At 70.0% G+C, this 26186-nt stretch carries 2 protein-coding genes and 1 pseudogene; all 3 read right to left on the bottom strand.

All coding sequences use genetic code 11. The annotated features are described in order from the left end of the window. Positions 1-3: 3 nt before the first annotated feature. The 3 genes and pseudogenes from OG205_RS19340 to OG205_RS19350 all read right to left on the bottom strand — a co-directional run bounded on the left by OG205_RS19340 (position 4) and on the right by OG205_RS19350 (position 26114). Positions 4-1188 carry a cytochrome P450 gene (locus OG205_RS19340; protein ID WP_330277627.1) on the bottom strand — a complete coding sequence of 395 codons (1185 nt, stop codon included), beginning with the start codon at positions 1186-1188 and terminating at the stop codon, positions 4-6. Next, a pseudogene (locus OG205_RS19345) lies at positions 1185-6260 on the bottom strand (SDR family NAD(P)-dependent oxidoreductase); the annotation flags it as partial. The gene OG205_RS19340 and the pseudogene OG205_RS19345, both read right to left, overlap by 4 nt. Before the next feature lie 42 nt (positions 6261-6302). Then, positions 6303-26114 (bottom strand): type I polyketide synthase, encoded by a 19812-nt coding sequence (locus OG205_RS19350; protein ID WP_330277629.1) that lies wholly within the window; start codon positions 26112-26114, stop codon positions 6303-6305. Positions 26115-26186: the final 72 nt, after the last annotated feature.

A 26186-nucleotide genomic window follows, 5' to 3' on the forward strand; every position in this document is an offset into this window, starting at 1 on the left:
CGCTCACCAGGTGACGGGGAACCTCTCCAGACCGCCGGCGAGCCTGCCACCGGGGTGGGACTCGAGCTCCGACTCCGGCACCGCGAGCCGCAGCGTGGGCAGGCGTTCGAACAGCGTGGTGTAGGCGACGGCGAGAATGATCCGCACGAGCGGGGCGCCGGTGCAGTGCCGCATGCCGTGACCGAACGTGAAGTGGTGGTTCGGTGAGCGGGTGACGTCGAAGTCATTCGGGTTCTCGAACGCGCGCGGGTCGAAATTGGCGAGGCTGAAGTCCAGCATCACGAGGTCGCCCTCCTTGATCGTGACGCCCCCGATCTCGATGTCCTCGCTGGCGTAGCGGGGCAGGACGGGCGAGCTGATCGTGGCGCGCATGACCTCGTCGACGGCGCGCGCCATGATCTCCGGGTCGGCCATGGCCTTCGCGCGCTGCTCGGGGTTGCGCAGGAACAGCAGCACGCCGAAGTCGAGGTGGCTCGCGAGGCCCGCGAGGCCGGTGAACAGCAGCGTGACGACGTGGAGACCGATCTCCTCGTTGGTCAGGCCGGTCTCGATGAACCGTGAGATGACGTCGTCGCCGAGCTCTGACCTGCGACTTTCGCCGATGTCGGCGGCGAATCCGAACAACGGGTCCATGCCGGCCTCGGCAGACTCCTGGTCGGAGGCGCCGACGGTGTCCATCATCTCCAGGAGCTTGACTCGGTCCTCGACGGGGATGCCGACCATGTCGCACAGCGCCTGCTGCGAGTAGTCCATCGAGTAGGCGTCGTGCAGGTCGGCGGGCTGACCGGCGGCGATGATCGCGTCGAGCTTCTCGTTCGCGATGCCGACGACGCGCTCGCGGCGTTCGATGACGCGGCGCGCGGCGAAGCTCTTGGTGTAGAGGACGCGCTTCTTCTCGTGGCGCTCCTTCTCGACCTCGATGTCGTCGGCGGTGATGAGCATGTCGAGCATCGGGTTGCGGAAGTACCTCGGCGCGTTGGCCGGGTCCTTGTGGCTGCGGCCGAGCTTCTGGTTCTGCAGCAGCGACTTCACCTCGGCGTGGCGGGTGACGAGCCAGCCCTCGTCGCCCGCGGGCGTCCGGATGCGGCACACCGGCGCCTGTTCCTGCAACCGCAGCCGGAGTTCGCTGAACGTCAGGATCGACGGCAGTTCGACCCCGATCAGGGGCAGTTCCTGCGATGTGGTCATCGGACGCCTTCCAGTTTCTCGATACGGGTGCTGAGCCAGTCCTCCATCACGTCCGCGATGACGCCCGCGTCCTCCTTGACCATGGCCATGTGGTCGGTGGCGACGACGCGGATCTCGTCGGCGGGCACGTCGACGTCCTGGTCGGTCGTGACGAGGTCGGTGCCCTTGACCTCGTTGGCGCAGCGGATGAGCAGCTTCGGGACCGTCGTGTGGAGGCCGGTGTCGATGATGAGCGGGAACCAGTGCGCCATCGCGGACAGGCGCGTGCTGTTCATGTTCACCGCGGGTGAGTCCATGGTGTTGAAGTAGTTCGTGGTGACGGCGCCGAAGTCCATGCCCTCGCTGGAGTTGTAGTTCATGGACAGGGTGTCGAGCATGATCACCGCTTCCGGGGTGATCCCCCAGGTCTCTTCGAGCACGGCGGCCGCGAAGTAGGCGAGGGTGCCGCCGGAGGAGTGTCCGACGAGGACGAACGGGTCGCCGTCGGTGCCGTTGAGGATGCTTTCCGCGACGAACCTGGCCGCTGCTTCGGTGGTGCGTGGCAGTGCTTCGCCTTCGTTGAAACCGATGAGTGGCAACGCTGAGACGTGGCGTTTGCCGCGCAGGTGGGCGGCGAGCCGCGCGTACATGTGCACGCCGGCGGTGGCGCCGGGTGCGCTGACGCAGACCAGTTTCGGCAGTGTCGGGCCGTCGGCGAGGGTGACGGGGACGGGCAGATCCTCCAGTTCGGCCGGGCTGTCGAACATCGGGCGCAGGTTGGCGACGGCCTTGAGCAGTCTGAGGCCTTCGACGACCTTGCCGCCCGAGACGCTGTCCATGAACAGCCCGAACACCGTGTCGTGCGCGCTGACCGTCATGCCGTTGCTCGTGGCGGGCCCGGCGATGGTGCCCAGTTCGGCGTCGACCCTCGTGGCGAGCGCGGCCGGGGTGCCGCTGTCGAACACGGCGCTGCCGGGGAGTTTGAGGGCGAGCATGTCGTTGAGCTGGTTGCGCAGTTCGACGGCGATGAGGCTGTCGAAGCCGAGTTCCAGGAAGTTCTTCTCCGCGTCCACTTTGGACGTGTCGTTGTGGCCGAGCAGCGCGGCGCACGTGCCGACGACGAGTTCGCGGACCTGGTCGACGCGTTCGTCGCCGTCGAGGTTGCGCAACCGGTCGAGGACCGTTACGGCTGCCATCTGGCTCTGCTGCGGGAGGAGCTGCTCGTCGACGATGTCGCGCAGCAGTGGGGCGACGCGCTGCTGGTTGCGGTTGACGTGCATGGGGATGACGACGCGCTTGTTCTCCGCGAGTGCGGCGTCGAACAGCGCGAGGCCCTGTTCGGCGGCCAGCGGGGGCATGCCGGAACGGGCGATGCGGTCCATGGCAGCGTCGCTCAGGCCCGCAGTCATGCCGCTGTCCTGCGCCCACGGGCCCCAGGCGAGGCTGATGGTGTTCGGCCTGGTCTGCGCGAGGGCGTCGAGGTAGGAGTTGGCGGCGGCGTAGTTGCCCTGGCCGGGCGCGCCCATGACGTTGGAGACCGAGCTGTAGAGCACCAGCAGCTTGAGGTCGTGCTGGGCGAGCAGGTGCGCGGCGTCGGCCTTGGGCGTGAGGACTGCTTTCAGGCGGTCCGGGGTGAGTGCGTCGACGAGGGCGTCGTCCAGCACGCCCGCCGTGTGGATGACGGTGGTGAGCGGGCGTTCCGTGGCGGCGAACAGGGTCTGGACGTCGTTGGGGTTCGAGACGTCGGCGGCCGCGATGGTGACGGTGGCGCCCCTGTTCTCCAGTTCCTGCTTCAGGTTCTGCGCGCCGGGTGCCTCCTCGCCGCGGCGGCTGGCGAGCAGGAGGTGCCGGACGCCGTGCCTGGTGACGAGGTGTTTCGCCAGTTCGGCGCCGAGACCGCCGGTGCCGCCGGTGATCAGGACGGTGTCGTTCTCGCTCCACTCGTACGTGGCGTCGGGGTTCTCGGGCAGTTCCCTGAGGCGGGCGACCTCGACCTTGCCCTCGCGGACGACGACCTGCGGTTCGTCGCCGTTGACGAGCGAGGTGAGCAGGGCGCCGGAGACGTCGAGGCCGTCGCTGTCGACGAGCAGGAAACGGCCGGGATTCTCGGCCTGTGCGGTGCGGACCAGGCCCCACACGGCCGCCGCCGCCAGGTCCTCGCCCGCCGCGGCGCCGCGGCTGACGAAGACGACGCGGGAGTTCTCGAACTTCAGCGCCTCCTGCAGGATGCTCAGGGCTCGCCGGGTCTGCGCGTGGGTCGTCTCCGGAGTGTTGTCGCCCGTGACGGCCACGACGAACACGTCCGGAGTGGTGTTCTGGGCGGCCTCGGCGAGGGTTTCGCCGTAGCCGCTGACGGACTGGCCCGCCGCGTACAGGACGTGGGCGAGGTCGAACTCGTCACCGCCAATGATCGCCCAGCGCGCGCCCGTGATGGCCGGTGCGTCCACTGTGGACTTCACCCAGTTCAGCTCGTAGAGCGCGGGGCGGCTGGCGTTCGGCTGGGCGCCGGGGGCCATGGTGCTCCGCGGCCAGAACCGCTCGGTGTCGAACGGGTAGGTGGGCAGCGCCGTCTTTTTGCCTTGCTTCGGCCAGGTGATCTTGGCGCCTGCGGTGTAGAGCTTGGCCAGGGCCGTGATGAACGCCGTGACCTCGTCCTTGTCCTTGCGCATCGTCGGAATGGCGCGGTCCACGAGGGCGGCCAGGACGGCGCTGGGGCCGATCTCGACGTGCGTGGCTTCCTTGATGCGGCTGACGTTGTCGGCGAAGCGGACGGTGTCGCGGACGTGGCTGACCCAGTACTCGGGGTTCGTGACGTCGCCGGTGGCGCTGAACGGGATCTTCGGCGGGTTCAGCGTGATGGTCCTGATGGCGGCGCGAAAGTCGTCCAGCATCGGCTCCATCAGCGACGAGTGGAACGCGTGGCTGACCGCGAGCTGCTTGGTCTTGCGGTCGGCGAGCCGGGCGGCGACCCTCCGCGTCTCCTCCTCGACGCCGGCGATGACGACCGAGTCCTCGGCGTTGACGGCGGCCAGGGAGACGCCCGCGGTGAGGTGCGGCGTGACCTCGGCTTCGGTGGCCTGGAGCGCGATCATCACGCCGTCCGCCGGGAGGTTCTGCATGAGGCGCGCCCTGGCCGTGACCAGCTTCGCGGCGTCTTCGAGACTCAGGACGCCGGCGATGTGCGCGGCGGCGATCTCGCCGATCGAATGGCCCGCGACGTGGTCGGTCTTGAAGCCGTAGCTCTCCAACAGTCGGTACAGCGCGACCTCGAACGCGAACAGCGCGGGCTGGGTGTGGCCCGTCTGGTCGAGCCGGGTCTCGTCCTCCCACATGACCTGCCTCAGGCCCGCGGGGAGATGCTGGAGGGCGACGTCGAGGGCCTCTCGGAAGGCGGGGAACGCCTCGTACAGCTCCTTGCCCATGCCGACGCGCTGGGCGCCCTGGCCGGAGAACAGCGCGGCGAACGGCTTGCGCTGCACGATCCCGGTCGCGATGACCTCGCCGTCGAGGAGCACCGCGCGATGGTCCAAGGTCGTCGGCCGCGTGGTGAGCAACGAGTACGCGATGTCCTGCGGCTCTCCGCCGAGCGCCTTGACCTGCTCGACGCGGGCCTTCAGGGCGTTCGCCGACTTCGCCGAGACGACGAGCGGATGCCGTCCCGCCAGCCCCTGAATCGATTCCGGGTCGCTGGCCCCCAGGAGGCTTTCATCCCCCATCCCAATCATCTCAGGCAGGTCTGACAGTTCTGGCGCCTCTTGGATGATCACGTGGGCGTTGGTGCCGCTCACCCCGAAGGAGGAGATGCCGGCGCGGCGGGGTTTGCTGGTGCGCGGCCACGAGGTGGTCTCCGTCAACAGGGCGACGCTGCCCGCCGACCAGTCGACGTGCGACGAGGGTTCGCTGACGTGCAGGGTCGGCGGCAGGGTGTCGTGGCGCAGTGCTTCCACGATCTTGATGACGCCCGCGACGCCGGCCGCGGCCTGGGTGTGGCCGATGTTGGACTTGATCGCGCCGAGCCGCAGGGGCGTCGCGCGGTCCTGGCCGTAGGTGGCGAGCAGCGCCTCGGCCTCGATCGGATCTCCCAGCACCGTGCCGGTTCCGTGGGCTTCGACAGCGTCCACATCGGACGCCGACAGGCCCGCCGACGCCAGCGCGGCCTTGATCACCTCGCGCTGGGCGGGGCCGTTCGGGGCGGACAGGCCGTTGGAGGCGCCGTCCTGGTTGATCGCGCTGCCGGCGACGACGGCGAGCACCGGGTGGCCGTTGCGCTGGGCGTCGGAGAGCTTCTCCACGAGCAGCACGCCGATGCCCTCGGCCCAGCCGGTGCCGTCCGCGTCGTCCGAGAACGCCTTGCACCGGCCCGAGGTCGCGAGACCGCCCTGCCGGGTGAATCCGGCGAAGTTCGAGGAGGTCGCCATGACGGTGACGCCACCGGCCAGCGCGAGCGAGCACTCGCCGTTGCGCAGCGCTTGCGAGGCCAGATGCAGGGCCACCAACGACGAGGAGCACGCGGTGTCGACGGTGACGGCCGGGCCCTCGAAGCCGAACGTGTAGGAGATGCGGCCGGAGATGACGCTGGCCGCGGTGCCCATGCCCGCATGCCCCTCGACGTCCTCCTGCGAGGCGATCAGCACGTGGCCGTAGTCCTGGCCGTTGGTGCCGACGAACACGCCGGTCCGCGAGCCGCGCAACGACGTCGGGTCGATGCCCGCGCGTTCGACGGCCTCCCACGTGGTCTGCAGCAGGAGTCGCTGCTGCGGGTCCATCGCCAGGGCCTCGCGCGGCGAGATGCCGAAGAAACCGGGGTCGAAGTCGGCGGCGTCGTAGAGGAAACCGCCCTGGAGCGTCGCGCTGGTGCCGCCGGCCAGGGTGGCGAGGTCCCAGCCGCGGTCGGTGGGGAAGCCGGTGATGGCGTCGCGGCCCTGCGACACCAGCTCCCACAGGTCTTCCGACGAGCGGACGTCGCCAGGGAAGCGGCAGGCGATGCCCACGATCGCGACCGGTTCGTGCCTGCCTGACTCGACCTCCTCCAGCCGCTGGCGGGTCTGGGCGAGATCGGCGGTGACCCACTTCAGGTACTCAACGAGCTTCTCTTCGTTCGGCATCGCCGGAAACCTTCCGTCCGCGTGGTGGGGTCAGCGCTCGGTGCGTCGGCCGAGTTCGTTGTCGATGAAGGCGAACACGTCGTCCACGGTCGCCGAGTTGATGCGGTCGTTCACGGCTTCCTCGGACTTCGCGCCGCCGTACTGGGCGAGCAGCGTGCGCAGGCGGGCGGCGATTCCGGCCCTGTCCTCGTCGGGGCTCGCGGCCAGCACGGCCTCGAACCTGTCGAGTTCGGTCGCGAGCGACGGCCCGGTGTCGTCGCCGAGCAGTTCGCCCGCGAGGTAGTCGGCGAGTTCGTCGGGTGTCGGATAGTCGAAGACGAGGCCGGCGGGCAGTTTCAGGCCCGTCGCGGACGCGAGACTGTTGCGCAGCTCCACGGCGGTCAATGAGTCGAACCCGAGGTCGCGGAACTGCTTGTCGTTGTCGATCGCCGCGGGCGTCGCGTGCCCGAGGACTCCTGCAGCGTGGCCGCGCACCAGGTCGACCAGGTACTTCGCCCGGTCCTCGGCGGGCACGGCGTCGAGCGTCGCCGCGAAGTCCACAGTGGACGAATCTCCGGTGCCGACAGCGCGCTTTCCGCCGCGCACCAGGCCACGCAGCACCGCCGCGACCGCCCCGTTCGTGCGGCCGGTGGTGATGCGGGCGGGAACGAGCACCGCGTCCTCGCGTGAGGTCGCGTCGTCGAACAGCGCCATGCCCTGCCGGACGGACAGCGGCGGCATGCCGGTGCGGCCGATGCGGTCCATCGCACCGTCCTGCAGATGTGCCGTCATGCCACCGGTTTGTGCCCATGGACCCCACGCCAGCGACGTCGCCGGCAGGCCCTGGGCACGCCGGTGTTCGGCCAGTGCGTCGAGGAAGGCGTTGGCCGCGGCGTAGTTGCCCTGCCCGGCGCTGCCGAGCACGCCCGACACCGACGAGTAGAGCACGAACGCCTGGAGCTTCTGCTTCTTCGTGGCCTCGTGGAGGTTCCACGCGCCGTCGACCTTGGGTTTGAAGACGGTGGCGAGTCGCTCCGGGGTGAGGGAGCCGATGATGCCGTCGTCGAGAACACCGGCGGTGTGGATGACGGCGGTCAGCTTGACGCCCTTGACCACCTTCTTCACCGCCTTGAGGTCGGCGGTGTCGCAGGCGGTGATCGTGACGTCCGCGCCATGCGCCGTGAGTTCTGCCTGCAATGCAACGGCTTCCGGCGCTTCTGGACCGCGCCGGGAGACGAGTAGCAGGCGCTTGACGTCGCGTTCGGCGACCAGGTGACGGGCCAGTTCCGCGCCCAGACCACCGGTGCCGCCGGTGATCAGGACGGTGCCTTCCGGGTCCCACTCGGTCGTCGCCACTGCGTCGGTGACGCGGGCGAGGCGAGCCACGTAGGTCTTGCCGTCGCGGACACGGACTTGAGTTTCCCCCGCGTCCAACAGTCCGGTGGGCAGCGAGGTGCTGCCGTCGGTGTCGACGAGCAGGAAACGTCCCGGGTTCTCGGTCTGGGCCGTGCGGACCAGGCCTTCGACGGTCGCGCTCGCCAGACCGCTCGTCACGAACGCCAACCGTTCCTCGGTCTGTTGGAGGAGCTCCAACGCCTTGGCCGCCAGTTCGTGCGCCTGTTCGACGCTCTCGCCGGTGAACCGCACCTCGCGCACGTCCGCAGCGGGCTGGGTTTCGGGTGCGGGCACCCATTCCAGGCGGAACAGCGAGTCCTGGTGGTGCTGGGCCACGAGTGGTGCGCCGAAAACGATGTTCCGCGCCGACACGACCGGCGAACCGCTGGTGTCGACGGCGGCGAACTCTCCGTCGCGCAGCCTGACCCGCACCGTGTCGGCACCGACCGCGTGCAGGCTGACGCCGTGCCACTCCAGCGGAACCTGTGTGTCCTCGGTGATTCTGGTCGCGCAGTCGAGCAGTGCCGGGTGGACGCCGTAGAACTGGGCATCCGTAACCCCTTCTGGCAGCGTGACCTCCGCGTAGACGGCGTCGCCCGCCTGCCAGATCTGCTCGCCGATCGCCGTGGCGCCCTTCGGCGGCCACTCGCTGACCGTGAATCCGGCCCGGTACTCACCTTCCGCGAGGGTTCCGCTCGCGACCCTGCTGAACGGCTGCTCATCGTTCGGTCGCGTGTAGACGGTGAGGGAGCGCTTTCCGTTGTCCGGCGCGCCGATCCACACCTGCAGCACGCCGGGTGCGAGCGGCCCAGTGACGGTGAGTTCCTCGACCGTGCCGTACCCGACCTGGTCGGCGGCCCGGAACGCGATCTCCGCGAACGCCGTCTCCGGGAACGCCACCGCCAGCCGGTTGGTGAACACGACGGCGTCCTCCTGCGCGACGCTCAGCGCGGCACCCAGCAGCGGGTGGTCGGCCGGGCCGAGGCCGAGCCCGGAGGCGTCGGCGGCCTGGGCCATCTGCGTGGGCCAGTAGTGGTCGTGGTCGAACGCGTAGGTGGGGAGGTCGACTCGCCTGGCACCGGTGCCCGCGAACGCTTCCGCCCAGTCGACGTTCGTGCCCGCGACGTGGAGTCGTGCGAGCGCGGTGAGCCAGGCCGTGGTCTCGTCGCGATCCTTGCGCAGCGCGGGGATCGCTCCGTCCACCAGCGCCGACAGCACGCCGTCCGGCCCGATCTCCAGGAACGCGGTGACTCCCGCGGCTTCGAGCGCCGTGACACCGTCGGCGAAGCGCACGGCTTCCCGGACGTGCCGCACCCAGTACTCCGGCTCGGTGAGCTCGGCGCCCGCAACGGTGCCGGTCAGGTTGGAGACGACGGGGATGCGCGGCGCGGCGAGGTCCAGCGCCGTCACCACAGCACGGAAGTCGTCCAGCATCGGCTCCATCAACGGCGAGTGAAACGCATGGCTGACCGGCAAACGCTTAGTCTTGCGGCCCATCGCCGCGAACCCGTCAGCGATCTGTCGGACCGCTTCCTCCTCACCGGCGAGCACCAGCGACCTGGGACCGTTGATGGCCGCGATCGACACGTGCTCGCTGGCCGTGACCTCGTCCTCGGTGGCCTCGACCGCGATCATGGCTCCCCCGGCCGGGAGTGCCTGCATGAGTGCGGCACGCGCGTTGACGAGCTTCGCGGCGTCCTCAAGGCTGAAAACCCCGGTGACGTGCGCGGCCGCGATCTCACCGACGGAGTGGCCGCCCACGTAGTCGGGCTCGATGCCGAACTTCTCGGCGAGCCGGAACAGCGCGACCTCGACGGCGAACAGCGCGCGCTGCGTGTTCCCGGTCTGGTCGAGCGCCGCGTCGTCGTCGCCCCACATGACGTCGCGGACATCAACGTGCTCGAGCACCTCGTCGAGCGCCTTCTTGAACGCCGGGAACCGCTCGTACAGCTCCCGCCCCATGCCCAGCCGCTGCGAGCCCTGCCCGGAGAACAACACGGCGAGCTTGCGCCTTCCAGCCTGTCCCTGAGCAACCTCCACGCCGTCCAGCAGCACCGCGCGGTGCTCGAATCGCGACCGCTTGAGCAGCGAGAACCCCACGTCGAACGCGTCAGCCTCGACCGCGCTGACCCGCTCGATCTGAGCGCGCAGCGAAGCGGGGGACTTCGCCGAAAAAACGAGAGGCGCCCCCTTGGGGAGACGCGAGGTCCCCTTTCCAATCATCTCAAGCGGGTCTGACAATTCCGGAACGGCCGGCGCGGCCTCCAAGATCACGTGCGCGTTGGTGCCCGAGATGCCGAACGACGAGACGCCGGCGCGACGCACCCGGTCCGCGACGGGCCACGGCGTGTTCTCCCGCAGCAACGACACCGAGCCGGCCGTCCAATCGACGTGCGACGAAGGCGCGGTGAAGTTGATCGTGCGCGGCAGCAGGCCGTGGCGCAGCGCCATCACCATCTTGATCACGCCTGCGGCGCCCGCAGCGGCCTGCGTGTGACCGATGTTGGACTTGATCGAGCCGAGCAGCAGCGGCTCCGCGCGGTCCTGGCCGTAGGTCGCGAGCAATGCCTGGGCCTCGATCGGGTCGCCCAAAGTCGTGCCCGTGCCGTGCGCCTCGACCGCATCGACGTCGGCGAACTTCAAGCCCGCCGAGGCCAGCGCCTGACGGATCACCCGTTGCTGCGAGGGTCCGTTGGGCGCGGTCAGGCCGTTGGACGCACCGTCCTGGTTGACCGCCGAGCCACGCACGACCGCGAGCACGTCATGTCCAGCGGCGACCGCATCGGACAGACGCTCGACCACGAGCACACCGATGCCCTCAGACCATGCGGTGCCATCGGCGGTGTCGGAGAACGGCTTGCACCGGCCGTCACGAGCCAGCCCGTCCTGCAGTGAGAACTCCATGAACGCACCCGGCGCCGACATCACCTGCACACCACCGGCCAACGCCAAGGAACACTCGCCGTTGCGCAGCGCCTGAACCGCCAGGTGCAGCGCGACCAGCGCCGACGAGCATGCCGTGTCGATCGTCATCGACGGGCCTTCCAGCCCCAGCGCGTACGACACCCGGCCGGCGATCACGCTCGGCGAGGTTCCAGTGCCCGAATACCCCTCCAGCGCCTGCTCGGACGCGAGCATCAGGTGCGCGTAGTCCTGCCCGGACGCGCCCACGTAGACACCGGTCCGCGAACCGCGCAACGCCAGCGGGTCGATGCCCGTGCGCTCCAACGCCTCCCACGACGTCTCCAGCACGAGCCGCTGATGCGGGTCCATCGACACGGCCTCGCGCGGCGAGATCCCGAAGAACGCGGGGTCGAACGACGCGATGCCCTCGATGAATCCGCCCTGCCCGGTGACGGACTGTCCGGCGCCGTCGCCGACGAGGTTCTCGTCCCAGCCACGATCGGCCGGGAACCCGCCGATCGCGTCCCGCCCGCCCAGCACCAGTTCCCACAACTCCTCGGGCGACGACACGCCGCCGGGGAACTTGCAGGCGATACCGACGATCGCGATAGCCTCGTCGGAGACGCGCACCGAGTCCTCGACCTCGGCGGTCCCACCGAACAGCTCGGCGACGAGGTGCTCGGCCAGCGCCTGCGGGGTCGGGTAGTCGAACACCAGCGTCGCGGGCAACGTCAGCCCCGTCGCGGTGCCGAGCCGGTTGCGCAGCTCCACCGACGTCAGCGAGTCGAAGCCGAGCTGCCGGAACTCGCGATCGCCGTCGATCGCGTCGGCCGAGGCATGTCCCAGCACCGCGGCGGCCTCACCCCGCACCAGGTCCACGAGCATGCGCACCCGCTCGGCCGGACGAACGTCCTGCAACCCCTGCAGTGCAACGGTTCCTTGTGCACGAGCCGCGGTTCGGCGGCCGCCGCGCAGGAGGTTGCGCAGCAACGGCGGCACCATGGTCGTGCTGGCACCGGTGATGATCCGCGCGGGCACGACGAGCGGTTCGTCGACGCCGATCGCCGCGTCGAACAACGCCAGTCCGTGCTCCAGCGAGATCGGCGGCATGGACGACTTCTCCAGCCGCTCCAACGCGGCCGCGTCCATCGTCTTCGTCATGCCGACCTCGGACGTCCACGCGCCCCACGCCAGCGACACCGCCGGCAGCCCCAGCGAACGCCGGTACTGGGCCAGCGCGTCGAGGAACGCGTTGCCCGCCGCGTAGTTGCCCTGGCCGGCGGTGCCGAGCACGCCGGACACCGACGAGTACAGGACGAAGTGCGCGTCCGGCAACAGCGTATGCAGGTTCCAGGCCGCGTCCACCTTGGGCCGCAACACCTTCTCCAGCCGCTCCGGTGTCATCGACGCGATCACGCCGTCGTCCAGCACACCGGCCGTGTGCACGACAGCCGTCACCTCGTGTCCACTGAGGACATCCGCCAGCGCATCCCGGTCGGCCACGTCGCAAGCGGCGATCGTGACGTCCGCGTCCAGCGTCAGCAGCTCCTCCGCGCCCGGTGAGTCGAGGCCGCGACGACTGAGCAGCAACAGTTTCCTCGTGCCCTGGGCGACGAGGTGCCGGGCAAGCTCGGCGCCCAGTCCACCGGTGCCGCCGGTGATCACGACGGTGCCGGACGGGTCCCAGCCCGCGGGCACGGTGATCACGATCTTGCCGATGTGCTGGGCGCGGCTCATGAACCGGAACGCGTCGCGTGCCCGCCGCACGTCCCAGGCCGCGATCGGCAGCGTGGTCAGCACATTTCGCTCGAACAGGTCCACGAGCGCGACGAGCATGCGCTGGACGTGGTCCGGATGCGCCTCGCCGAGGTCGAACGGCCGGTAGAAGATGCCCGGCACGTCCTCCCGCAGGTCGGTCTTGCCCATCTCCAGGAACCGCCCGCCCTCACTGAGCAGCCGCAGTGAGGCGTCGATGAACTCGCCGGTCAACGCGTTCAGCACGACGTCGACCTGCGGGAACCTGGCGGCGAAGCCGGTGTCGCGGGAGTTGCCGATGTGGTCGTCGTCGAGGCCGAGGCCGCGCAGCACGTCCCACTTGCCCTCGCTGGCGGTGGCGAACACCTCCGCGCCGAGGTGCTGGGCGACCTGGATCGCCGCCATACCAACACCACCGGCACCGGCGTGGACGAGAACCTTCTCCCCCGGCCGCACGTTCCCGAGCTCGATCAACGCGTAGTAGGCGGTGAGGAACACCAGCGGCACGGACGCGCCCTGCTCGAACGTCCAGCCGTCCGGAAGCCTGGTCAGGTAAGGCTCCTCGATGACGCCGATCGGTCCCATACCGCCGAACAGCATGCCGAACACCGGGTCGCCGACCTTCAGGTCCTCGACCTCGGGCCCGATCTCCGCAACCACACCGGCGGCCTCGGCACCGAATGAGCCCGCCTCGCCCGGATACATGCCGAGCGCGTTCAGGACATCGCGGAAGTTGAGCCCGGCCGCCCGGATCGCGACACGAACCTGTTTTCCCTGCAACGATTCTGGCGTCCACGGCGCCAGGACGAGGTTGTCCAGGCTGCCCTTCGCGGTCGTGTCGAGCCGCCACGGCGTTCCGGTAGGCGGCACCAGCGTCGGCCCGGTCTGCAGCCGCGCCAACCGTCCAGCGTGGACAGTTCCGCCACGGACGATCAGCTGCTGTTCCTCGGTGAGGAGCATGCCGGGCGTCAGTTCGCTGTGCTCGTCCAGGTCGACGAGCAGGAACTGGCCGGGGTTCTCCGCCTGGGCGGACCTGACGAGTCCCCAGGCCGCCGCCGCGCCGAGCTCGCTGATCGGTTCGTCCCCGATCGCCGCGGCGCCACGCGTCACGAACACGACGCGTTCTTCGGCGTTCTGCAGGATCTCCAGGACACGCTGGGTTGTCTCGTGTGCGGACTTGCCACTGATCTCCACGACCCGCGCGTCGATCTCGGTCGCCTCGCCGACCTGCATGGGCACCCACTCGACGCGGAACAGCGAGTCCTGCACGGCGTTGCTGGGCGCGTTGACGGTGGGGGTCCTGACCACCAGCGACTTCACCGACAGCACCGGCGTGCCCTCGACGTCGACAGCCGTGACCTCGACCGCGTCGCTGCCGGTGTGCTTCAGCCGCACGCGCAACCGCGACGGCCCGATGGCGTGCAGGGACACGCCGTTCCACTCGAACGGCAGCCCCTGGCCGGCGCCTTCCACGAACGTGATGGCGTGCAGCGCGGAGTCGAGCAGCGCCGGGTGCACGCCGAACGTCGCCGCGTCGTCGACGCTGTCCGGCAACGCGACCTCGACGAGCACCTCATCACCGTTGCGCCAGGCCTGTTGCGCTCCCCGGAAGATCGGCCCGTACGCCAGTCCGCCCTCCGCGAGCGTCTCATAGAAGCGTTCAAGGTCAAGGCTTTCGGCGTTCGCGGGCGGCCACTCGCTCGTGTCGAACTCGGCCTGGTGCGGCCCTTCGGCGAGAGTGCCGCTCGCGTGCTGGATCCACTCGTCCGCGCCGGGATGCTGCGAGTGCACGCTGACGAGCCGGCGCCCGTGCTCGTCCGGCGCTCCGACCCGCACCTGGACCGCGACGGCCTCCCGTTCGGGCAACACGAGCGGGACGACGATCGTGAGCCCGTCGACGCGGTCGCAGCCGACCATGTCGCCCGCGCGGATCGCGAAGTCGAGGAACCCGGTGCCGGGGAAGAGCACCGCTCCACCGACGACGTGATCAGCGATCCACGGGTGCGTGGCGAGGCCGAGGCGGCCGCTGAGCACGAGTTCGTCGGTGCCCGCGACGGCGATCGCCGCACTGAGCAACGGGTGCCCGCCGGACCTGAGCCCGTACGCGGCGGGGTCGCCCGCGCGTCCGCCGACCGTGGCCTTGGGCCAGAACCGCTCGTGGTCGAACGGGTAGGTCGGCAGCGCGATCAACCGGCCGCCGCGGTGCCACGGCGTCCAGTCGACGTCGATTCCGTCGACGTGCAGCCGACCGAGCGCGGTGGCCAACGCGGCCTGCTCGGGCTTGTTCTTCCTGAGCGCCGGGATCGCACCGTCGACGAGCGCCGACAGCACCCCGTCCGGGCCGATCTCCAGGAACTTGGTCGCCGGGATCTTCGCGACGTTGTCGGTGAACCGAACCGCGTCGCGGACGTGACTCACCCAGTACTCGGGATCGGTGACGTCGCCGCTCGCGCTGATCGGGATCTTCGGTGCGTGGAAGGTGATGGCACTGATGGCGTCGCGGAAGTCGCCGAGCATCGGTGCCATCAGCGGTGAGTGGAACGCGTGGCTGACCTTGAGCCGCTTCGTCTTCTCGAACCGGCTCGCGATGGCCTCGACCTCGGCCTCGTCGCCCGCGATGACGACACTGGCCGGCCCGTTGACGGCCGCGATCGACACCTTGCTCGTAAGGTGCGCGCTCACCTCTTCTTCGGTCGCCTGCACGGCGACCATCGCGCCGTTGCGCGGCAACGCCTGCATGAGATTCGCGCGCGCACTGACCAGCTTCGCCGCGTCCTCCAGGCTGAGCACGCCCGCGACGTGTGCCGCCGCGATCTCGCCGATCGAGTGCCCGGCGAGGTGGGCGGGCTTGATCCCGAAGGCCTGCAGCAATCGGTAGAGCGCCGTCTGGAACGCGAACAACGCCGGCTGCGTGTACCCGGTCTGGTTGAGCTTCTCCTCGTCGTCGCCCCAGACAACGCTCTTGAGCTGCGGATCGAGGTGCGCCAGCACGTCGTCGAACGCGTCCGCGAACTGCGGGAACCGCGCGTACAACTCCCGCCCCATGCCGAGCCGTTGCGAGCCCTGCCCGGAGAACAGCACGGCCAGCGTGTGCTCCCCCGCGACCCCGCTCGCGATCTCGGCACCGTCCAGCAACACCGCGCGGTGCTCGAACAACGCCCGCGACTTCGCCAGCGAGTACGCGACGTCGACCGGCGCCGCCTCGACCGCACTGATCCGCTCGACCTGCGCCGTCAACGCCGCCGCTGATTTGGCTGACACCGCCAACGGGACGGCGCCGACCTGCTGAATCGATCCCGACTGGCTGGCCCCCAGGGGGCTGCGAGCCCCCATCTCAATCATCTCAGGCAGGTCTGACAGTTCTGGCGCACTCGGCGCTTCCAAGATCACGTGGGCGTTCGTGCCGCTGATCCCGAACGACGACACGCCCGCGCGCCACGGCCGATCGACCGAGGGCCAGGCGGTGTTCTCCGTCAGCAGTGAGACCGCGCCCGCCGACCAGTCGATGTGCGACGACGGCGCGGTCACGTGCAGGGTCTGCGGCAGCAGGCCGTGCTGGAACGCCATCACCATCTTGATCACGCCCGCCGCGCCCGCCGCCGCTTGCGTGTGCCCGAGGTTCGACTTCACCGAACCCAGCCGCAGAGGCTCGGCGCGGTCCTGTCCGTACACGGTCAGCAGCGCCTGTGCCTCGATCGGGTCGCCCAGCACGGTTCCGGTGCCGTGCGCCTCGACAGCGTCCACATCGGACGGCGCCAGCCCGCCGGACGCAAGCGCTTGCCGGATGACTCGTTGCTGCGACGGGCCGTTCGGCGCGGTCAAGCCGTTGGACGCGCCGTCCTGGTTGAACGCCGAGCCGCGCACGACCGCCAGCACCGGGTGCCCGGCGGCGACAGCGTCGGAAAGCCGTTCCACGACGAGGATGCCGACGCCCTCGGACCAGCCGGTGCCGTCCGCTGACTCGGAGAACGCCTTGCACAGCCCGTCCGGCGCGAGCCCGCCCTGCCGCGAAAAGCCGGAGAACGACGTCGGCGTCGCCATCACCGTGACGCCACCGGCCAGCGCCAGCGAACACTCGCCACCGCGCAACGCCTGTGCCGCGAGGTGTAGCGCCACCAGAGCCGACGAGCACGCCGTGTCGATCGTGACCGCGGGCCCCTCCAGCCCCAGCGAGTAGGAGATGCGGCCAGAGATCACCGATGCCGCGAGACCGGTGCCGGCGTGGCCTTCCAGGTCCTCGCTGGAGGCCATGACGACGTGCTGGTAGTCCTGCCCGTTCGTACCGACGAACACACCGGTCCGCGAGCCGCGCAACGAGGCGGGGTCGACGCCGGCGCGTTCGACGGCCTCCCAGGAGGTCTCCAGCAGCAGCCGCTGCTGCGGGTCCATCGCGAGTGCTTCGCGCGGCGAGATACCGAAGAACGCCGGGTCGAAGTCCGCGACACCGGACAGGAAGCCGCCGCGCAACGTCGAGCTCTGCAACGACGCCAGGTCCCAGCCGCGATCGGCGGGGAAGTCCGACATCGCGTCCTCGCCCTCGACCACCAGCCGCCACAGGTCTTCCGGCGAGTCGATGTCGCCGGGGAAGTGGCACGCCATGCCGACGATCGCGATGTCGTCGGTGGTCTGCACGACGGACACGTCGTCGACGTCAGCACCCTCGCCGAGCAACGACGCCAGCAGGTGTTCGGCCAGCACGCGCGGCGACGGGTAGTCGAACACCAGGCCGGCGGGCAGCGCGAGTCCGGTGATCTCGGTCAGGTGGTTGCGCAGTTCGACGGCGGTCAGCGAGTCGAACCCGATGTCGCGGAACGCCTTGTCGCTCGCCACCGCCTCCTTGCCCGAGTGGCCGAGCACCTGCGCGGCGCGCACCCTGACCAGTTCCAGGACGGGCTCGATCCGTTCCGCGGCAGGCAGTTCACGCAGACTGCGACGCAACTCCGCGGCCGCGGACTCGCTGTCGCGGCGCGCGGCCGCCAGCTCGTCCAGCACCTCGCTGGCGCCGGGCAGTTCGGCCAGCACGGGCGAGGGCCGCAGGCTCAGCAACGCGCCGAGCAACTGCGGGTGGTGGATGTCCGCGATCACGACGGTGGGCGCGGCCTCCGCCGCCACACCTCGCATCGCCGCTACCGCGAGCTCCGGGTCCAAAGTGGACGCACCGACGGACTTGATCGTCCGTGCGACGCGTTCCTCGCCTGCCATGCCGTCACCGGTCCACGCGCCCCACGCGATCGACGTCGCGGGCAGGCCCTGTTCACGACGTCGCGTGGCGATGGCGTCGAGAACGGCGTTGGCGGCGGCGTAGTTGGCCTGGCCGGGGTTGCCGATCGCGGCCGCGACCGACGAGAACAGGATGAACGCGTCCAGCTCACGTTCACGGGTCAGTTCGTCGAGCAGGAACGCCGAGGTGACCTTCGCCTGGAACACGTCGGCGAACCGCTCCGGCGTGAGCCCGTCGAGCACACCGTCGTCCAGCACACCGGCCGCGTGCACGACGGCCTTGACGTCGTCCGTCAGCACCGCAGCCAACTCCGAACGGTTCGCGGCATCGCACTTCACGACCTCGACGCCCAGCTCGGCCACGATCTCCGCCGCGCCCGGCGCGTCCAGGCCGCGACGGCTCAGCAGCACGACCTTCTCCGCGCCACGCGCGACGAGGTCCCGTGCGACGTGCTTGCCGAGCGCGCCCGTGCCACCGGTGATCACGACGGTCCCGCGCGGCTGCCACTCGCCCGACCCCCGTGGTGCCACGAGAATCCGCCGGCCGAACACTCCCGACGCCCGCACCGCGACCTGGTCCTCGTCGCTGCTCAGCACCGCCGCGACCCGCTGCGCCGCCCGCTCGTCCAGTCCTGCGGGCAGGTCGATCAGGCCGCCCCAGCGGTTCGGGTGCTCCAGCGCGGCGACCCGGCCGAGCCCCCACACACCAGCCTGCCAGGGGTCGGTGACGGCGTCCGCGCGCCCGGTCGACACCGCGCCGCGCGTCAGCACCCACAGCGGTGCCATGACTCCGGCATCACCGAGCGCCTGGATCAGCGCGGTAGTGCTGATGATCGGCTCGTGCGCCGGCAACGCCACGACACCGGTGAACGGGGCCTGCGCGAACTCGGCCAGCCGCTCGGCAAGCTGTTCCCGGTCCTGTCCGATAGCGAGAACCGTGACGTCTCCGAGCGCGGTCAGGAGCAGTTCGTCGGCCTCGCCGACCACGAGCCACTTGCCCTGCTTGGCGGTGAGACCGGCGATCGGCTGCCAGCTCTCCCTGTGCAGCCAGGAATCCACAGTGGACTGCGCCTGCCGCTTGCCCCGCCACGCCGACAACGCCGGCAGCACTCCGGCGAGCGTCTCGCCGTCGAGGTCGAGCGTGGCGGCCAGTGACGCAACGTCCTCCTGCTCGACGGCCGTCCAGAACGCCGCGTCGGCCGGATCCGCCGCCACTGCAGCAGTCGCCGCTTCCGGCCAGAACCGCTCATGCTGGAACGGGTACGTCGGCAGGCCGATCGCGCGCCCGCCCTGGTAGAAACCAGACCAGTCGACGTCGGTACCGCTGACGTGCAGCCGCGCGAGTGCCGTCACGAACGCCTTGTGCTCGCCACGATCCTTGCGCAGCAATGGAATCGCTCCGTCGACGAGCGCAGCCAGCACGCCGTCCGGGCCGATCTCCAGGAACGCGCTCGCACCCTGTTCCCTGAGTTTGCCGACGTTCTCGGCGAAGCGGACCGTGTCGCGGACGTGACCGACCCAGTACTCGGGATCGGTGACATCGCCCGTGGACGCGATCGGGATGCTCGGCTGATGGAAGGTGATTCCCTGGATCTCCCGCCGGAACTCGCCGAGCATCGGTTCCATCAGCGGCGAGTGGAACGCGTGGCTGACCTTCAGCTGCTTGCTCTTGCGGCCCTCGAAATGGGCGACGACCGCGCGGGCTTCATTCTCGACTCCCGCGATGACCAGCGAGTCCGCCGCGTTGATAGCCGCGATGGACACACCCGAGGTCAGGTGCGGCGCCACTTCGGCCTCGGTCGCCTGCAGTGCGATCATCACGCCGCCCTGCGGCAGCGCCTGCATGAGCCGCGCGCGTGCTCGGACGAGCTTCGCCGCGTCTTCGAGGCTGAACACCCCGGCGACATGCGCGGCCGCGATCTCGCCGATCGAGTGCCCGGCGAGTAGTCGCGGGACGACCCCGAACGACTCCACCAGCCGGTACAGGGCCACCTCGACCGCGAACAGCGCGGGCTGCGTGCTGCCGGTCTGGTTCAGCGCCTCGGCGTCGTCACCCCACATGACATCGCGGACGTCTCCGAGGTGCTCCAGCACCGCGTCCACCGCCTCGGCGAACACGGGGAACGCCTCGTACAGCTCACGCCCCATGCCGAGCCGCTGCGCACCCTGCCCGGAGAACACCATGGCGAGCGTCTTCCCCGACGCCTCACCGCTGGCCAGCACCTCGCCATCCAGCAGCACGGCCCGATGCTCGAACAACGCGCGCGTGGCCGCCAACGAGTACCCGACGTCAACGGGCGCCGCCTCGACCGCACTGATCCGCTCGACCTGGGCGCGCAACGCCGCCTCGGACTTCGCCGACACCGCGAGCGGCACCGAGCCGGCCAGCGGAATCGATTCGGATTGCCCGGCCCCCAGGGGGCTGCGAGCCCCCATCTCAATCATCTCAGGCAGGTCTGACAGTTCTGGCGCACTCGGCGACTCCAAGATCACGTGCGCGTTCGTGCCCGAGAGACCGAACGACGAGACGCCGGCGCGGGCCGGACGATCCACGGCTGGCCATGGGGTGTTCGTCGTGAGCAGCGAGACGGCGCCCGCGGACCAGTCGACGTGCGAGGACGGTTCGGTGACGTGCAAGGTTCGGGGCAGCAGGCCGTGCTGGAAGGCCAGCACCATCTTGATCACGCCTGCGACACCCGCGGCGGCCTGGGTGTGGCCGAGGTTCGACTTGATCGCGCCCAGGTGGAGCGGTGCTCCAGCGCGGTCGCGGCCGTAGGTGGCGAGCAGTGCCTGGGCTTCGATCGGGTCGCCCAGGCGCGTGCCGGTGCCGTGTGCCTCGACGGCGTCGACGTCCGAAGTGGACAGACCGGCGTTGGCGAGGGCCTGGCGGATGACACGTTGCTGGGCGGGGCCGTTCGGAGCGGTCAAGCCGTTCGACGCGCCGTCCTGGTTCACCGCGGAGCCGCGGACCACCGACAGCACCGTGTGGCCGTTGCGGATCGCGTCCGACTGGCGTTCGACGACTAGCACGCCGACACCTTCGGCCCAGCCGGTGCCGTCTGCGTTGTCGGAGAAGGCCCGGCAGCGCGCGTCCGCCGCGAGGCCGCCCTGGGCGTTGAAGCCGGCGAAGTTCATCGGCGTGGACATCACCGTCACGCCGCCGACGAGCGCCAGCGACGACTCGCCCGAGCGCAGCGACTGCGCGGCGAGGTGCAGTGCCACCAAAGAGGAAGAGCAGGCGGTGTCGATCGTGAGCGCGGGTCCCTCGAAGCCGAACGTGTAGGACAGGCGGCCGGAGATCACCGCGGCGGCGAGGCCGGTCGAAGCGTGGCCCTCGATGTCGCCGCGCGCCCGCAACACGAGATTCGTGTAGTCCTGTCCGTTCGTGCCGACGAAGACGCCGGTCTTCGAGCCGCGCAACGTCGCCGCGTTGATGCCAGCCCGTTCGACGGCCTCCCAGGAGACCTCGAGAAGCTGACGTTGCTGCGGATCCATCGCGAGTGCTTCGCGCGGCGAGATGCCGAAGAACGCCGGGTCGAACTCCGTTGCGCCGTAGAGGAAACCGCCTTCGACGGTGCCACCGGCGGCCAGCGCGTCCTGTTCCCAGCCACGGTCGGTCGGGAAGCTCGCGATCGCGTCGGCGCCGTCGGCGAGCAGGCGCCACAGGTCGTCGGGAGTCGAGACGCCGCCGGGGAACCGGCAGGCCATGCCGACGATCACGATCGGGTCGTCCGCGTCCGCGACGGCCTGCGCGGTGATGTCGAGGTCCGTGCCCTCGCCGGTCAGTTCGGCGAGCAGGTGCTCGGCCAGCACGAGCGGCGTCGGGTAGTCGAAGATCAACGTCGCGGGCAGCGTCAGGCCGGTGGCCGCGGCGAGGGCGTTGCGCAGTTCGATCGCGGTCAGCGAGTCGAAACCGAGCGCGCGGAACTCCTTCTCCGCTCCCACCGCGTCGGCGTTGGCGTAGCCGATGACCTTCGCGGCCTCCGCGCGCACGATGTCGGCAACAGTCCGCACGCGGTCAGAACCAGCCAACCCGCCGAGTTTCGCGAGCAGTCCGCCTGCCACGATCTCGCGCGCGGCCGTGCGCCGCCCCGCTCGCACCAGGCCGCGCATGATCGCGGGAACGTCACCCTGCGCCGCACCACCGGATGCCAGCGGCACGAGCAGGGACTCGCCGGAGGTGACGGCCGCGTCGAAGAGCGCGAGGCCCTGCTCCACCGACAGCATCGGCATTCGACGCAGATCGCTTTCGTCCAAAGTGGACGTCATGCCGGTGTCCCAGGCGCCCCAGGCCAGTGACAGCGCGGGGAGGCCGAGCCCGCGCCGGTGAGCCGCGAGAGCGTCGAGGAACGCGTTGGCGGCGGCGTAGTTGCCCTGGCCGGCCGCGCCCATCACGCCGGACACCGACGAGTACAGGACGAGCCGCGCGTCACCGGCGAGTTCGTGGAGATGCCAGGCGGCGTCGACCTTCGGCCGCAGGACAGCGGAAAGCCGTTCGGGCGTCAGCGAACCGATCACGCCGTCGTCCAGCACGCCCGCCGTGTGGATGACGGCGGTGAGCCGCTCGCCGGCCAACAGGTCCGCGACAGCGGCGCGTTCCGTGACGTCGCAGGCTTTCACCTCGACTTCGGCGCCCAGCGCCGTGAGTTCGTCGCGCAGGCCGGCTGCGCCGGGGGCATCCAGACCGCGACGGCTGACCAGCAGCAACCGGCGCTGGCCTCGCGTCACGAGATGGCGGGCGAGGACGGCGCCGAGCCCGCCCGTACCGCCGGTGATGAGCACCGTGCCGTCGCAATCCCATTCGCCCGCAACGATGTCGGTGGCACGCGCCAGTCGGCCCGCGAACACCTCGCCCGCACGGACGACGACCTGGGTCTCCCCCGCGTCGATCAGTCCACCGAGGCCGGGCAGCAGCGCTTCGGACTCGGGCGCGTCGTCGAGATCGACGAGCAGGAAGCGGCCTGGGTCCTCGGTCTGCGCGGACCGCACCAGTCCCCAGACGGTCGCGGCCGCGACATCATCCCCGGTCACGGCTCCGCGCGTGACGAAGACCAGTTTTCCGGTGGCCTGCTGAAGTGCGTCGAGCGCGGCTGTGGCCAGGGCGTGCGCGGACTCCGGCGTCTGCTCACCGGTGAAGTGCGCGACGGTCACGTCGGCCGGCGTGTAGGTGACCGGCACCCAGTCGAGGCGGAACAGCGAGTCGATGCCGGTTCGGGTGCTCAGTTCACCCAACGGCTCGATGGTCACGGTGTTCGCGGACAGCACCGGGTCCCCGGCCACGTCGACGGCAGCGAGCTTCACGCTACCGTCCACAACAGACAGCTTTACCCGAACGACTTCCGCACCGTTCGAGTAAAGGGAAACGCCCTGCCAGTTCGCGGGCACGCCTTCAAGACCGAGGAACGTGGCGGCGTGCGTGGCGGCGTCGAGCAGCGCGGGATGGACGCCGAAACCCTTTGCGTCAACGGGCAAAGCTACCTCGGCGAACACCTCCTGTCCCCGCCTCCAGGCGGCGCGCAGCCCCTGGAACGCCTCTCCGCAAGGGGTGTCGTCGTAGAAGCCGTCGAGGTCGACGACGGTCGCACCCTTCGGCGGCCACTCGCTTTCCCTGGCCGGCGCCGGAACGCCTGCCCCGAGCAGCCCGGTCGCGTGCTCGACCCAGTCCGCGTCGCCGCGTCGCGCGTGGAACCGGAACGCGCCGTCGCGTCCGACGTGGAACTGCACCTGAACGGCACCGCTGTCCGGCAGCACGAGCGGCGCGATCCGAGTGAGCTGCTCGACGCGCTCGTAACCCGCGAGGTCGGCGGCGCGGAACGCCAGTTCCAGCACGCCCGCGGTCGGGAACACGACGTGGTCGGCGAGCCAGCCCGTCCTGCTCAGCGTGCCGGTGAGGATCAGTTCGCCGGAGCCGGCGACGGTCATCGCGGCGCCGAGCAGCGGGTGGTTCGCCGGGGACAGGCCGAGTCCAGCTGCGTCGCCCGCGCTCACCGACACCGACGGCCAGTAGCGGTCGTGCTGGAACGCGTAGGTGGGGACGTCGACGCGTTTGCCGTTGGGATAGAACGGTTTCCAGTCAACCTCAACGCCCGCGACGTGCAGCCGGGCCAGTGCGGTGATGAAAGCGGTGCGCTCGTCGCGGTCCTTGCGCTGGGCGGGAATCGCGTCGACCAGCGCGGATAGCACGCCGTCCGGCCCGATCTCGAGCAGCGTCCTGTCGCCCAGACCGGTGACGGTGTCGTGGAAGCGGACGGTGTCACGGACGTGGCGGACCCAGTACTCGGGATTGGCGACATCGCCGGTCATCGGGATCGCCGGGCTGTAGAACGAGATGCCGCCGATGGCTTCGCGGAAGGCGTTGAGCATCGGTTCCATCAGCGGCGAGTGGAACGCGTGGCTGACGGCGAGTTGCTTGCTCTTGCGGCCCTCGAACCGCGCCACGATCGCGCGGACTTCGCTCTCGACGCCCGCGATGACCAGGGAATCCGGTCCGTTGATCGCCGCGATGGAGGCGCCGGGGGTGAGGGTGATCTCGGCCTCGGTGGCCTGGAGCGCGATCATGACACCACCGGCGGGCAACGCCTGCATGAGGCTCGCGCGCGCCTGGACGAGCTTGGCGGCGTCTTCGAGGCTGAACACGCCCGCGATGTGCGCGGCGGCGATCTCGCCGATCGAGTGGCCGGTGACGTGCGCGGCGGTGACGCCGAACGACTCCAGCAGCCGGTAGAGGGCGACCTCGAACGCGAACAGCGCGGGCTGGGTGTTGCCCGTCTGGTTCAGCGCTTCCTCGTCGCCCCACATGACGTCGCGCAGCCCTGGGTCGAGGTGCCGCAGCACCTCATCGAACGCCTCACGGAAGACTGCGAACTCGGCGTACAGCTCCTTGCCCATGCCGACGCGCTGCGCACCCTGCCCGGAGAACAGCAGTGCCAGTTCGGTCCGCCGCGCCAGGCCGTGCGCGATCTCGGTTCCATCCAGCAGCACGGCCCGATGCTCGAACAACGCGCGCGTGGTCGCCAACGAGAACCCGACGTCCACCGGGTCGGCGTCGAGCGCGCGCACCCGTTCGATCTGCGCCGCGAGCGAGGCCTCCGACTTCGCCGACACGAGCCACGGCGGCGCGCTCTTCGGGATCGATTCGGATTGGCCGACCCCCTGGGGGGAACTACCCCCCATCCCAATCATCTCAGGCAGGTCTGACAATTCCGGAGCGCCAGGAGCCTCCAAGATCACGTGCGCGTTCGTACCCGACACACCGAACGACGAGACGGCGGCGCGAGGGGCGCGGCCGCTGGAAGGCCAGGCCACGGCCGAGGTGGCGAGTTCGACGGAGCCGGTGGTCCAATCGACGTGCGTGGACGGGCGGGAGACGTGCAGGGTGGCGGGCACGACGCCGTGCCGCATCGCCTGCACCATCTTGATGATGCCCGCGACACCGGCGGCGGCCTGGGTGTGGCCGATGTTCGACTTCACCGAACCCAGCAGCAGAGGCGAAGGTCGATCGGCGCCGTATGCCGCCAGCAGGCTGCGGGCCTCGATCGGATCGCCGAGCGGTGTGCCGGTGCCATGAGCTTCCACAACGTCCACATCGGACGGTGCCAGGCCGGCGCGGTCGAGGGCGGCGCGGATGACGCGTTGCTGGGCGCGGCCGTTCGGGGCGGTGAAGCCGTTGGAGGCGCCGTCGGAGTTGACGGCCGAACCGCGCACCACGGCCAGAACCGGGTAGCCCAAAGCCTGAGCATCCGACAGACGGGCCAGAGCCAGCACGCCGACGCCCTCGGACCAGCCCGTGCCATCAGCGTCGTCGGAGAAGGCCTTGCATCGGCCGTTGGACGCGAGTCCGCCCTGTCGCGAGAACTCGACCAACGAGCCTGGCGTGCACATGACGTTGACGCCGCCCGCGAGAGCCAGTGAGCACTCCCCCGCGCGCAAGGCGTGCACGGCCAGATGCAGTGCGACCAAGGAGGAGGAGCACGCCGTGTCGACGGTCAACGTCGGGCCTTCGAGGCCCAGCGCGTAGGAGATGCGACCGGACTCGGCGGACGCCGCGATACCAGTGCCGACGTCGCCAGTGGCGTCGTCGAGGCCGCGGATCAGCAGGTGCTCGTAGTCCTGGCCGTTGGTGCCGACGAAAACACCGGTGCGTGAGCCGCGCAAAGAAGAAGGATCGATGCCGGAGCGTTCCAGCGCTTCCCAGGACGTCTCCAGCAACAGGCGTTGCTGGGGGTCCATCGTCACGGCCTCGCGCGGCGAGATGCCGAAGAACGCCGGGTCGAAGTCCGCGATGCCCTGCAGGAAGCCACCCTGCACGGACACGCTGTGGCCGCGTTCGTCGACGCCACCGCCCAGCAGCGCGTCGACGTCCCAGCCGCGGTCGGCCGGGAAGCCGGTGATCGCGTCGCGACCGGACGACACCAGCTCCCACAGGTCCTCCGGCGAGCTGATGCCGCCGGGGAAGCGGCAGGCCATCCCGATGATCGCGATCGGTTCGGTGGCGGCGGCGACGAGCTGCCGGTTCTGCTTGCGCAGCCGCTCCGCCTCCTTCATCGCGGCGCGGAGGGCCTCGACCACCTTCTCGCTGGAGGTACTCATTCATCAGCTCCGTCAGTCCAGCCGGACACGGTCATCCCGCCAGCAATTGGAGCAGCGGAAGCGGTAGCGAAT

Source organism: Lentzea sp. NBC_00516 (assembly GCF_036346835.1).
Lineage (GTDB): Bacteria > Actinomycetota > Actinomycetes > Mycobacteriales > Pseudonocardiaceae > Lentzea > Lentzea sokolovensis.